At 55.8% G+C, this 12,101-nt stretch carries 11 protein-coding genes and 1 pseudogene; 7 read left to right on the plus strand and 5 right to left on the minus strand.

What is annotated here, in order from left to right; genetic code table 11:
• Positions 1-839 (plus strand): annotated as a pseudogene (locus tag NP596_RS03385) (hypothetical protein); the annotation flags it as partial.
• A gap of 18 nt (positions 840-857) precedes the next feature.
• Here NP596_RS03385 and recG read toward each other — a convergent pair.
• The 5 genes from recG to NP596_RS03410 form a co-directional block, all read right to left on the minus strand.
• Positions 858-2,969, minus strand: coding sequence for an ATP-dependent DNA helicase RecG (gene recG / locus NP596_RS03390; protein ID WP_256613819.1), 2,112 nt, complete (start codon positions 2,967-2,969; stop codon positions 858-860).
• Between the two features lie 37 nt (positions 2,970-3,006).
• Positions 3,007-3,402: a deaminase RidA gene (gene ridA / locus NP596_RS03395; protein ID WP_256613820.1), complete on the minus strand. Its 396-nt coding sequence runs from the start codon at positions 3,400-3,402 to the stop codon at positions 3,007-3,009.
• 2 nt (positions 3,403-3,404) lie between these two features.
• A complete protein-coding gene (locus NP596_RS03400) occupies positions 3,405-5,582 on the minus strand; it encodes a RelA/SpoT family protein (RefSeq protein ID WP_256613821.1) in 2,178 nt (725 codons plus the stop codon).
• 8 nt (positions 5,583-5,590) lie between these two features.
• Complete coding sequence (gene rpoZ, locus NP596_RS03405; protein ID WP_256613822.1) at positions 5,591-5,833, minus strand: DNA-directed RNA polymerase subunit omega; 243 nt, start codon at positions 5,831-5,833, stop codon at positions 5,591-5,593.
• Positions 5,834-6,290: 457 nt separating this feature from the next.
• Positions 6,291-7,745, minus strand: a complete 1,455-nt coding sequence (locus tag NP596_RS03410) for a M48 family metalloprotease (protein WP_256613823.1) — start codon at positions 7,743-7,745, stop codon at positions 6,291-6,293.
• A gap of 130 nt (positions 7,746-7,875) precedes the next feature.
• Here NP596_RS03410 and tusD point away from each other — a divergent pair, with 130 nt between their 5' ends.
• The 6 genes from tusD to NP596_RS03440 all read left to right on the plus strand — a co-directional run bounded on the left by tusD (position 7,876) and on the right by NP596_RS03440 (position 11,835).
• Positions 7,876-8,265 (plus strand): sulfurtransferase complex subunit TusD, encoded by a 390-nt coding sequence (gene tusD, locus NP596_RS03415; protein WP_256613824.1) that lies wholly within the window; start codon positions 7,876-7,878, stop codon positions 8,263-8,265.
• Positions 8,266-8,271: 6 nt separating this feature from the next.
• Positions 8,272-8,628: a sulfurtransferase complex subunit TusC gene (gene tusC / locus NP596_RS03420; protein ID WP_256613825.1), complete on the plus strand. Its 357-nt coding sequence runs from the start codon at positions 8,272-8,274 to the stop codon at positions 8,626-8,628.
• A 75-nt stretch (positions 8,629-8,703) separates the two neighbouring features.
• The gene (locus NP596_RS03425) at positions 8,704-9,285 is read left to right on the plus strand and encodes a PilZ domain-containing protein (protein WP_256613826.1); all 582 of its coding nucleotides are present in this window, start codon (positions 8,704-8,706) and stop codon (positions 9,283-9,285) included.
• A gap of 38 nt (positions 9,286-9,323) precedes the next feature.
• Positions 9,324-10,316 (plus strand): bifunctional biotin--[acetyl-CoA-carboxylase] ligase/biotin operon repressor BirA, encoded by a 993-nt coding sequence (gene birA, locus NP596_RS03430; protein ID WP_256613827.1) that lies wholly within the window; start codon positions 9,324-9,326, stop codon positions 10,314-10,316.
• Entirely contained in the window at positions 10,313-11,053 is a 741-nt protein-coding gene (locus NP596_RS03435) for a type III pantothenate kinase (protein ID WP_256613828.1), read from the plus strand. Before birA ends, NP596_RS03435 begins: the two co-directional genes overlap by 4 nt.
• On the plus strand, positions 11,050-11,835 hold the full coding sequence (locus NP596_RS03440) for a hypothetical protein (RefSeq protein ID WP_256613830.1): 786 nt from the start codon (positions 11,050-11,052) through the stop codon (positions 11,833-11,835). Before NP596_RS03435 ends, NP596_RS03440 begins: the two co-directional genes overlap by 4 nt.
• Positions 11,836-12,101: the final 266 nt, after the last annotated feature.

A 12,101-nucleotide genomic window follows, 5' to 3' on the forward strand; every position in this document is an offset into this window, starting at 1 on the left:
ACTGGGATTTCGGCGCGGCGGGGCCGATGCTGGTGCCGGGTTCCAGTTTGCTGCTGCAAGGTACCAAGGACGGGATTATTTATTCGCTGGATAAATTCAATCTCGGCAAGGACGACAGATTTAACCGGCTGTTGTCCAAACCGCCGCTGGTGGCGTCTTATTATGGCGGCGATATTAACCAGAATTGGGACAGAGCCCAGCATTTGAATCGCAGCCTGCCGTGCCCGGCCTCCGGGCATAGCGATCACGGCTGGTTTGTACCGTGTGGGGATCCGGAAAACAACAAGATGCACCATATCCATTCGTTGGCATTGGCGCAACGCAATCAGACCGGCGGCATCGTCTATGTCTGGGGAGAAAATTCCCGTTTAAAAAGCTACAATTTTTCCACCCTGGACGGCGAGCTGCCGACTTTTCGGGCCGAAGGCGACGATATGGCTTCCGTGGGACACGAATCGCCCGGCGGCATGCCGGGTGGGCTATTGATGGTGTCCGGCAAGCCGTCCGCCACTTCCGGTTTTCCGCATGCGATCGATTTCGGTTCGGCGATTCTGTGGTCGGTATATTCCAAGTTCGGCGACGCCAACAAGGAATTTGCCGAAGGCCAACTGGTGGCTTACGACGCCACCACCATCGAACCCGGGAATCGCATGAAGCGCTTGTTCCGCACCGGCGACGATAACAACGGCGGGCTGGGCAAAATGTCCAGAATGATCCCGCCGGTGGTGGCCAACGGCAGAGTCTACGTGATGATTTACCGGCTCAATACCGGCGACTGCACGGTACCGGATAATCAGTTAAAGGTGTGCAGCCAATTGAAGGTGTATGGCTTGAAATAACGCCCGCCGCCGGCCGGTTCAAGGGCTGTAAACGGTGTGAAACAGGTCGTCCGGATTTTGCAGCGAGCCGCCGGTCCAGCGCCGCAGCAAAGGTTGTACGGTTTCCGGATGGTCCCGGCAAATCAGTTGCGCCGCAGCCTGCACATGCTCCAGCAATTCGCGGTCGCGGTTGAGGTCGGCGATTTTGAAGGGGATTTGGCCGGTCTGGCGGTTGCCGATGATTTCGCCCGGCCCGCGCAATTCCAGGTCTTTTTCGGCGATCACAAAGCCGTCGTTGCTTTCGCGTAATATGCCCAGCCGCTGTCTGCCGGATTCCGACAGCGGCGCTTGATACAACAGCAGACAGTAACTCTCCAGGCTGCCGCGGCCGACCCGGCCGCGTAACTGGTGCAGTTGGGATAAGCCCAAACGCTCCGGATTTTCGATGATCATCAGGCCGGCGTTGGGCACGTCGACGCCGACTTCGATCACCGTGGTGGCTACCAATAAATCGCACTCGCCTTGTTTAAAAGCCTGCATCACCGCGTCTTTGTCGGCGGCTTTCATGCGGCCGTGCACCAAACCGATACGCACGCCCGGCAGGGTTTCCTGTAAATAACGCGCGGTGTTCTCCGCCGCTTCGCATTGCAGCTGTTCCGACTCCTCGATCAAGGTACACACCCAATAGGCTTGGCGTTTTTGCCCGGCCCAGAGGCTGATACGGGCTATCACTTCGGCGCGGCGCTCGGACGGAATCACGCTGGTGGTGACCGGCGTGCGGCCGGGCGGCAGTTCGTCTATGACGGAAATATCCAGATCGGAATACTGCAGCATGGCCAGCGTGCGCGGAATCGGCGTGGCGGTCATCACCAGTTGGTGCGGCACCTTACCTTCGGTTTGGCCCTTGGCGCGCAGGGCCAAGCGTTGCTGGACGCCGAAGCGGTGCTGTTCGTCGATTATCACCAAGCCCAGTTTGTGAAAATTGACGCTGTCCTGAAACAGCGCGTGCGTGCCTATCACCAGCCCAGCGCTGCCGTTTGCCATGGCTTCCAGCGTGCCGGCTCGGGCCTTGCCCTTGATTTGTCCGCTTAAAAAAAATACCGGCAGGCCGGTGTGGGCAAACCATTGGCTGAAGTTGCGAAAATGTTGTTCGGCCAGTAGTTCGGTGGGTGCCATCAAAGCTACCTGAAAACCCGAATTCAGCGCGGCAAGCGCCGCAAGCGCCGCCACCAGGGTTTTGCCGGAGCCGACGTCGCCTTGCACCAGTCTCAGCATGGGGTGAGTCTGGCCGCAGTCGGCCTCGATTTCGGCAATTACGCGTTGTTGCGCAGCGGTGAGCCGAAAAGGCAGTTCGGCCAGAAAACGCTGTTTTGCCGCGTCGTTTAAAGTTAACGCCGGGGCTTGCCAGGTTTTGTAATGCTGTTTGCCCAGCAACAACGCAAGATGATGGGTCAGAAATTCTTCGAAGGCCAAGCGTTTTAAGGCCGGTAGCTTGCCGTTGGCCAAACTCTCCGCCGACAAGGTGGGGGGCGGGCTGTGCAAGGTGAGCAAGGCTTCAGTCAAGGTCGGATAATCGTATTGTTGCCGGATGGCTGCCGGTAACCAATCCTTCAACGCGCCGGTATCACTGAAACACAGTTCCAAGGCCTGCGTGACGGCCTTGCGCAAGGTCGATTGGGCCAGGCCTTCGGTGAGGGGGTAAACCGGCGTCAGGCTGGTTTCGGTAGGGTCGTCGCCGGCATGCAGGATGCGGTATTCCGGATGAACCATTTCCAGCCCGTTAAAACCCATGCGAAGGTCGCCGAAACAACTGAGTTGCGTGCCGGGCTTGAGTTGCTGAATCTGTTGCACCGAAAAATGAAAAAACCGTAACGACAGCAAGCCGCTGGCGTCGCCGATGCGGCAAATCACGCTGTTGCGGCCGCGTTGCGGGGTGTCGACGTATTCCACTTGGCCGCACACCAGCGCGGTCATGCCGGGCGCCAGACTGGCGATGGCCGAGACGCGGGTTCTGTCCTGATAGCGTTGCGGCAGATGGAACAGCAGGTCTTGCAGGGTATGGATGCCCAGTTTTTGCAGGCGGGCGGCGGTCTGAGAACCGATGCCCGTCAGGCGGGTGACGGGCAGTTGGGCCGGTTCTCGCTGCGTCATACCGAGAGGCGTTGGGCGTTAAATCGCCTGAACTAGATCAGTAATATTCTTGACGTAATACCATGACAGCATCCATTTCCACGCCGGCGTCCTTGGGCAGCGCCGCCACCCCGACCGCCGCGCGGGCGGGGTAGGGCAGCGTGAAGTATTCGGCCATGATTTCGTTGACGATGGGGAAATTGCCCAAATCGGTCAGAAAAACGTTGAGCTTGACGATGTCGGAAAAATTACCGCCGGCCGCTTCGGCCACGGCCAGCAGGTTGTCGAACACCCGGCGGATTTGTGCGGCAATGTCGCCGTCCACCAGTTGCATGGTTTCCGGATCGAGGGGAATCTGGCCGGACAAATAAACCGTGCTGTCGACCTTGACGGCTTGCGAATAGGTGCCGATGGCTTGCGGGGCCGAGGCGGTGGAGATGATGGTTTTAGTCATAATCAGGCCTTGATGCGGGTAATTTTTAACACAATGGACAGTTTTTTCAGCTTGCGAATGATGTTGGCCAAATGCACCCGGTCGCGGACGGCCAGCGTCAGCAGGTCTACCGATACCCGGTCGTCTTGGCTGACCACATGGATATTTTCGATGTTCGAATCCATGAACGAAATCGTCGAGGCGATGGTGGCCAGCGAGCCGCGCTGGTTTAACAGTTCGATACGGATTTCGGCCGGAAATTCGCCGGCCGCGTCCGGACTCCATTCCACGTCCAGCCAGGTGGTTTGTTTTTTTCTGACTTCATTGCTGTTGCGGCATTCGTGGTGGTGCACCACGATACCCTTGCCCGGGTTGAAAAAGCCGATGATGGAATCCCCGGGAATCGGCCGGCAGCATTTGGCCAAACTGACCACCATGCCTTCGGTGCCCTTGATGATCAAGGGCGACTTATGGCGTTGATCGTTATCGTCGAGTTTGAGGCCGGGATTATTGCCGATCTGACCGATGTGTTTGGCGACCAGAAACGGCATGCGGTTGCCGAGGCCGATATCTTCCAGCAAATCGTTCATGGAGTGTTTTTTCATCGCGTGCAGGACTTGCACGATTTGGGTGTCGTCGACTTGGTCGAGCTGAATGTTCAGACTGAGCAGTTCCTTTTCCAGCAAGCGGCGGCCCAGATTGATGGCTTCCTGCTGGTTGAAGTTTTTCAGATAGGCCCGGATGCAACTGCGGGCCTTGGCGGTGACGACATAATTCAGCCACAGCGGGTTGGGCCGGGCCCAGCTGGCGGTAATCACTTCCACGGTCATGCCGTTTTCCAGCTTGGATTGCAACGGCACCAGTTTTTTGTCGATACGCGCCGAGATGCAGGCGTTGCCGACGTCGGTATGCACCATATAGGCGAAGTCGACGATGGTGGCGCCGCGCGGCAGTTTGATGATCTTGCCCTTGGGGGTGAACACGTAGACTTCTTGAGGAAACAGGTCGACTTTCAGGTTGTCGATGAATTCCAGCGAATCGCCGGCGGATTTTTGAATTTCCAGTAAATCGCGCAGCCATTCGTTGGCGCGGGCCTGTATGGTCTCGCTTTTTTCGTTATCGGATTTATACAGCCAGTGCGCGGCGATGCCGGATTCGGACAGGCGGTGCATTTCGTGGGTGCGAATCTGGATTTCTATGGGGACGCCGTAAGGGCCGATCAAAATCGTATGCAGCGATTGGTAGCCGTTGGCCTTGGGCAGGGCGATATAATCCTTGAAACGGCCGGGTATGGGTTTGAACAGGTTGTGCACACAGCCCAGGGCCCGGTAGCAATCGTCGACCTGATGGCAGTAAATCCGAAACGCATACACGTCGAACACATCGGTAAACGAGATTTTTTTGTGCAGCATTTTTTGGTAAATGCTGGCGATATTTTTTTCCCGGCCGGCCACCGTGCAATCCATGCCGGTTTCCTTCAGGCGGTTTTGAATCGAGCTCTGGATGGTGTCGACGATTTCCTTGCGGTTGCCGCGCGACTTTTTCACCGCATTGTTGATGGCGGTGTAACGGTTGGGGTAGAGCGCCTTGAATCCCAGCGACTCCAACTGGTGGCGCATATCGTTCATGCCCAGCCGGTTGGCGATGGGGGCATAGATTTCCAGGGTTTCCTTGGCGATGCGGCGCTTTTTGTCCATCGGCATGTTGCCCATGGTTTGCATGTTGTGCAAGCGGTCGGCGAGTTTGACCACGATGACCCGCAGGTCCTGGGCCATGGCCAAAAACATTTTCCGCACATTTTCCGCCTGCGCTTCGGCGCGCGAGCGGCTATCGATTTTGGACAGTTTGGTGACACCGTCGACCAGTTCGGCGACTTCCTGGCCGAACTCGGCGGCGAGTTGTTCCTTGCTGACCGGGGTGTCTTCTATGACGTCGTGCAGGATGGCCGCCATGATGCCGTGGGCGTCCATGTGCATGCTGGCCAGCGTAATGGCCACCGAAACAGGGTGGCAGATATAGGCTTCGCCGCTTTTGCGGAATTGCCCGGAGTGGGCCGCCGCGCCGAAGTGATAGGCGCGGACGATGTTGCCGATATTTTGCTGGTCGAGATAGCCGTGTAAAATCTCGCGGAGCTGGTGGAGCAGTTTTTCTTCCGGATGCTCTACCTGGGGCAGGGGCGAAGGGGCGGCTATCTCGGTCATTGGCGGAATCAGCCGATTTCCAGATGGGTGTCGGACACGTGGCCGCCACGGTGCAAACGCTCTATATTTTCTTCGGTGACGAAGCCGGCCGCGATTTCGCGCAAAGCCAGCACGGTGTCCTTGTCTTTTCCGCGCGGCAAGAATTCGTCGGCACCTTTTTCCAGTTGTCTGGCCCTCTTGCCGGCCAATAAAACCAGTTTGAAACGGTTTTCAATATTTTCTAAACAATCTTCAACGGTAACACGTGCCATTTTTGAACCTTTTTGGGAATGGGTGGATGAATCGAACTAAACGTAACAGCCGATAGCCGTAAGTGGCTATTATAATTGAAAAAGGACTGTGGTAGCCACTTGTCAGGCTTATGAACAAGCAATAAGTTCACCAGCGGCGGGCAATAAAAAGCCCGCATAAAGCGGGCTCGTCCTTATTATTGCTATTATTATGTTGGACGTCTGCCAGCAATGGCAGTGTAGTCAAGCAGTTACTGTTATTGTTGTTATTATGCGCCTTAGCTACAGGCCGCTTCCCTCCCCTCAAAGCCATGGTCTATTTATGTTTAGACCTTGTGCACTCCTATAAGGTGGGCAGAGTCTATGTGAAAAAAAATGCGATGTCCATCAAAAAAAGTAAGTTTTCTCCGCGAATTAGTTTCGGGCCGAAATTAACTTGTCGAAACAAAAACTTGTGAATATCGCTATTTTCTAATGCTTAGTCTCGTTTCTTTTTCATCTCTTCCCATTCGCTCAGGAAAAAATTTAAACGCTCATCCAGGATGGCCTGCATTTGGTAATTGAGATTTTTTTCCTGTTTGGCCAAGCGGATTTGCAGGATGGCGTCTTCGGTTTGTCCGGCGGCGAAATAATGTTCGGCCATATAGCGGTGCGATTCCGCCGGTTGCTTCAGCTCGGCGTAAATTTCGGCCAAGGTCTGATAGTAAAACGGCCGTTCTTTTTGGTTGTCCGACAGGCTCAACAGTACCTGCTTGGCTTGTTCGGGTTTGGCGTTTTTTAGCAGGGAGCGCGTGTATTCGATTTTAATGGCGTCGTTGCTGGGAAAGTTTTGCGTCGCCTTGGCAAATAGCTGATTGGCTTTATCAAGCTCGTGATTTTCCACGGCCGTGCGGGCCAGGGCGGCGATATATTGGGGTTGGTTAGGGTATTGTGCCGCCAATTGTTGAAATATTTCGCCGGCGGCCTGGTACTGTAAATTATGCAAATGGACCAAGCCGATGCCGTAGCGGGCGACCGCGCGCTGTTCGGGGGTGCCCTGTTGCTCCAGAGCGGAAAAATGGTTCAGCGCGGCATTTTTATCGTGCGTGGTCAGCGCATATAATTTGGCCTTGGTGAGCAAATAACCCATCGAATCGGGATATTGCCGGTAGGGGTAGGTTTCCGCCCGGCCGCGGGTATCGGCGATCCGGCTTTCGGAAACCGGGTGAGTGCGCAGAAACTCCGGTACGCCCTTGCCGTAGTAACGGGTGGATTGCTGCAGGCGTTCGAAGAAGGTCGGCATGCTGCGCGGGTCGAAACTGGATTCGGCCAAGGTTTGCATGCCGACCCGGTCGGCTTCTTTTTCGTTGTCGCGGGTAAAGTTGATCTGAAATTGCACGCTGCCGGCCTGCACCGCCATCAGCGCGGCCTGCCCCATGCGCGGAGACTGGGTGCCGATTAAAATAGCGGCCAAGGTGGCGGCCACGGTCGGAATCGACATTTTACTGGCGGCTTCGATTTGCCGGTAAAGATGGCGTTGGGTGACGTGGCCGATCTCGTGGGCCATGACCGAGGCCAGCTCGCTTTCGGCTTCGGTGAGCAATATCAGCCCCGAATTTACGCCGATATAGCCGCCCGGGCCGGCAAAAGCGTTAATGTTGGGATCCATCACCACGAAAAAATGAAACGGGGTGGACGGGTTGTCGCTATGCGCGACCAGTTGCCGGCCTATGCTTTGAATATATTGCTGTATCTCGAGATCCTGGCTGATTTCCGTTTGCGAGTGCAGGTTGCGAAAAAAAGACGCGCCGAATTCCTGTTCCTCAATGGGTGAAATCAGTGCGCCGGAGGAATCGCCCATGTCCGGTAGCTGGATTTTTTCGATTTCGACGGCGCGGGGCAACGCGGGGAACAAACTCAAGGCAATGGCTATTGTTAGGGCGGATGATTTCATGGTCAGTAGGGCGTGCCGGAGTCGATGGGGTTGTGTGCTAAGGGTATAACCGGGAAATTCAGGCCGGCGTGTTATGCTGATAACAATATGATCAATTATAAGTGATTTAGTTTAAATACCTCATAAAGCCATGAAATATGCTATTCAAGTTAACGCCGCTCCTTATGCGTCCAATGCCGGTTTAGTGGCGCACCGCTTTATTCAGGCGGCTTTGCGGGAAAACCACCGGATTGCGCAGGTGTTTTTTTACCGGGAAGGCATTCAGCATGCATTCCGCCACGCCTTGCCGCCCGATGACGAAACCAATTTAAACGCGATGTGGCCGCAACTGGCCAGGGAATTCGGTATCGATTTGGTCGTGTGCATTTCCGCGGCCCAACGGCGCGGCTTGTTATGCGAGGACGAGGCCCGGCGCCAGGGGTTGGCGGACAATCAGCTGGCCGACGGGTTTCGCATCGCCGGCTTGGGCCAGTGGTTGGAGGCAAGCCTGAAAGCCGACCGCTGTCTGGTGTTCGGGTAAGCCGTCATGAAAAAATATTTGTTTGTGATGCGCCGCTTGCCGCATCTCACCAGCCACGTGCAGGAAGCCTTGGACCAAATGTTGACGACGGCCGCCTTCGACCAGTCTGTTTCGGTGTTGCTGCTGGATGACGGCGTGTTCCAACTGAAAGCCGGGCAAAACCCGCAAAACATGGCGTTAAAGAATACCGCGGCGATCTTTACCGCGTTGGCGCTCTACGAAATAAAGGACGTGTTTGCGGAAGCGGAATCGCTGGCGGACAGAGGCTTGGGAACGGATGACCTGATATTGCCGGTTCAAAGCATTCCGCGCGCCGCCGTCAATGAACTGATGCGGCGCCACGATGTGATCGTGCCGGATTAAAGCCGGAAATTTTGCCGGTTTTAAGCTGCCATCGGCTAAAATTGGCGCGGACAACCACCTGTTAGGACTGTAAACATGGCCGAGGAATTTGAAGAGAAAAGACGTTATTTCAGGGTTAACGACAACATCAGTTTGCTCTATCAAGTTATTAACGAAGCGCGGATAAAAAAACTTAGCCATGTTTCCTACGACGTTTTAAGTACCTGCAGCCTGAGTGCCGCGCTCGATGTATTGAACCAGGAAGCGGCGGCCCTGGCTCCCAGGCTGGACAGGCGCGACCCGGAAATGTTCGAGTATTTGAAAATTCTCGATAATAAGATCAATTTGATCGTGCAATCCTTGAGCCCCCGGCAGGATGACTTTTCCGAACAGGACAAACGCGAAGTCAGTTTAAGCGCGGCGGGCGTAGCGTTTACCAACGACGTTGCGCTACCCATCGATACCTTGCTGGAGCTGCGCATGGTGCTGACCTCCTGCCTGGCCGTCATCGTGGCCTATGGCCGGGTGGCGCAGTGCAAGGATATTTCCCAAGACAACGCCGAACACCCCTATGCGATTTGCGTCGAATACGTCAATATGAAAGAAGAAGACAGGGAACTGCTGATCAAGCATGTGATTAAAAAACAAATGCAGCAGTTGCGCGATAAAAATGCCTAACGTTGCCCGCGGCTGTTTGGGCCGGTTTTAAAATCCTTATGTCGATTTCCGATCAACTGATCCGCTTGCTGCATTTGTTGGCCGACGGCCGCTTTCACTCGGGCACCGAGTTGGCAAGGGCGTTGGACGTCGGCCGCTCGGCAATCTGGAAACATTTGCAGGCGCTGGATGGTTTAGGCGTGGAGTTGGTGGGGGTAAGCGGCAAAGGCTATAAATTGCAGCGGCCTTTGCAATTGCTGGATCGGCAACATATCCTGGACCAACTCGGGCCGCGGGCCGAAGCCTTGATTTCCGAGCTGGAGATTCATCCCGCCATCGCCTCGACCAACGGCCATTTGATGGAACTTGCCCGGCATACCCCATCCGTAGGCAGAGTCTGTCTGGCCGAATACCAAACAGCGGGCAAGGGCCGGCGCGGCCGGCACTGGGTTTCTCCGTTTGGGCACAATGTTTATTTATCCGTACTTTGGCATTATCAAACCGGGCCGGGCGCCATTACCGGTTTGAGTTTGGCGTTGGGCGTCGCCGTGGTGAGAGCCCTGTCCCGTGCCGGCGTGCAAGAGGTAGGCTTGAAATGGCCTAACGACATTTATTGGCGCGGACGCAAACTGGCCGGCATTCTGATTGAAGTGTCCGGAGAAAGCAGCGGGCCTTGCCATGCCGTCGCGGGCTTGGGTTTGAATCTGTATTTGCCGGAACGGCAGGCCGAGCCGATCGAGCAAGCCTGGGTGGATTTGCGGCATATTATGGGGGAAGAGGTTATGCGGCAGCGCAACCGGTTGGTGGCTTTACTCTTGAACGAAATGCTGCCGGTGCTGGCCGATTTCGAACAACGGACCCTGCAAGACTTCATAGACGATTGGCGAAACTTCGATTGCATGCGGGGCAAGGCGGTAAACGTTTTGATCGGCGAACAGGCGTTTGCCGGGATTGTGCGGGGCATAGACGATCAGGGTTTGTTGTTGCTGGAAGATCATGCCGGCCGGGTACGCGCGTTTGCCTCGGGCGAAGTCAGTTTCAGGCCGGCATGAACATATTGCTGGACATCGGGAACAGCCGCCTTAAATGGGCCGTCGAACAACAAGGCCGCCTGCTTGAAAGCCAAGCCTGCGATTATCGCCGGCCGGAGTTTTTAACCGATCTCGGCCAAGCTTGGCAGACTATCGGCGTGCCGCGCAATGCGGCCATAGCCTCGGTTTCCGACAAACAGGTATTCGATAGCCTGGTCCGACTGGTCCAAACGCTGTGGCCGCAATGCCGGTTAGTGATACCGCAAGCCTCCCGCTCGGCTTTTGGGGTCAATAGCGCTTACGAACAGCCGGAAAAGCTGGGTATCGACCGCTGGTTGGCGATGATAGCGGCCCACCGGCATTATCCGGGCAATATTTGCATCGCCGATTGCGGCACCGCTGTCACGGTCGATGCGCTGCAAGCCGACGGCAGGCATTTGGGCGGCCTGATCTGCCCGGGGTTGAAGCTGATGAAGCAAGCCCTGGTCGCCAATACAGCCGATTTGGCTTTTACCGACCGGGTTTATCATACGGCGTTGGGCGCGGCGACGGATGCGGCCATTGCCAGTGGCGTGTGCATGGCCGTAACCGGCTTGATAGCGCAGGCGCTGCATAAACTGGATGCCGGCTACCGCCTGTTGTTGACCGGCGGCGACGCCGCCTGCATCGCGCCGTCGTTAACCGTGCCGTATCTGCTCGATCCGGACTTGGTGCTGAAAGGCTTGTCGATTTTTTGCCGGGAGGAATCGAGTTCGTGAAACCGCTGTTTTTTCTGCTCTGCGTGTTGAATGCGGTTTTTTTGCTGTGGCAATTCCATGCCGGCAAACTCGGCCCCGCAGTTGCGCCCCAGGCCCGGTCCGGCGCTAGCGTGTTGACGGTCGAAGAATACGGGCGGGCACAGAGGGGTTCTCAAATTTCGGAAGTGGTCCAAGACGGCGTCAAGCGCTGGCAACAGGCCGAAATCGAAAATATAGTGGCCGATCTGCGGGGGCCGCAAGACTATATGTCGCCGGCCAAAATAATCGATAAACCGCTTAAGCCGCGGCCTATCGTTACAAAGGCCCAAGCCGAAAAACCGCTGCCGCCGGTACAACCGGCCATTGTGCGCAAATGCTTTGAAGCCGGCCCTTTCGCGGACGAGGCAGGCGCCAAAAAATGGCTGGCGCAAAAAGCCTTGGCAGGCAAACAGCTCCTGGCAAGAGACAAGCTCATCGGCAGCGATTTTCAAGTCTATTTTCCGGCCGCCAAAACGCCCGAACAGGCGCGCGCCGACAAGTTTTTCTTACAGGAAAAGGGCCTGTCCGATATTTGGACGATTCAAGAGGGCGACAAAAAAGGAGCGATTTCCCTAGGGGTTTTTAACGATAAAGCGCGGGCGGTTTTATTTAAAACCCAACTGGCCGCCCGCGGCGTAGCGGCCGAAATCCGCCCGCGCGACAAGACCCAAGCGCAATGGTTTGCCAGACTGATGCTGGACAAAACCGCCTTCAAACAATACGAGTCGCCGGCTGTTAAGCTGTCGCCCTGTCCGGCCAATTAGGCCTCCGGGAACGGAGCACATCAAAAAGACCGTGGGATATAGCGCAATCGAATCGGCAAGCGCACAACGTCGCGGCGAGAAATTCAAGAATGGGTATGCTCGGGCAGACCTTTAAGTTGGATAGCAACGGACATTCGTAGCCAGCACGTTTATCTTGGCATGCCCTTATCGCGCTCATCCAATATACGATCGATCGAACTTGACCCGAATTTGCTGCCGAAAACTTTTCCGGCATAGGTTGAGTTTCCAGTAATTTAGCTTCTGTC

The organism is Methylomonas rivi (assembly GCF_024505165.1).
Lineage (GTDB): Bacteria > Pseudomonadota > Gammaproteobacteria > Methylococcales > Methylomonadaceae > Methylomonas > Methylomonas rivi.

Coding starts and splice junctions, on each gene's coding strand:
- rpoZ (WP_256613822.1), bottom strand. CDS start 5,833: ATGGCACGTGTTACCGTTGAAGATTGTTTAGAAAATATTGAAAACCGT.
- NP596_RS03400 (WP_256613821.1), bottom strand. CDS start 5,582: ATGACCGAGATAGCCGCCCCTTCGCCCCTGCCCCAGGTAGAGCATCCG.
- birA (WP_256613827.1), top strand. CDS start 9,324: ATGTCGATTTCCGATCAACTGATCCGCTTGCTGCATTTGTTGGCCGAC.
- NP596_RS03425 (WP_256613826.1), top strand. CDS start 8,704: ATGGCCGAGGAATTTGAAGAGAAAAGACGTTATTTCAGGGTTAACGAC.
- NP596_RS03410 (WP_256613823.1), bottom strand. CDS start 7,745: ATGAAATCATCCGCCCTAACAATAGCCATTGCCTTGAGTTTGTTCCCC.
- NP596_RS03435 (WP_256613828.1), top strand. CDS start 10,313: ATGAACATATTGCTGGACATCGGGAACAGCCGCCTTAAATGGGCCGTC.
- recG (WP_256613819.1), bottom strand. CDS start 2,969: ATGACGCAGCGAGAACCGGCCCAACTGCCCGTCACCCGCCTGACGGGC.
- tusC (WP_256613825.1), top strand. CDS start 8,272: ATGAAAAAATATTTGTTTGTGATGCGCCGCTTGCCGCATCTCACCAGC.
- ridA (WP_256613820.1), bottom strand. CDS start 3,402: ATGACTAAAACCATCATCTCCACCGCCTCGGCCCCGCAAGCCATCGGC.
- tusD (WP_256613824.1), top strand. CDS start 7,876: ATGAAATATGCTATTCAAGTTAACGCCGCTCCTTATGCGTCCAATGCC.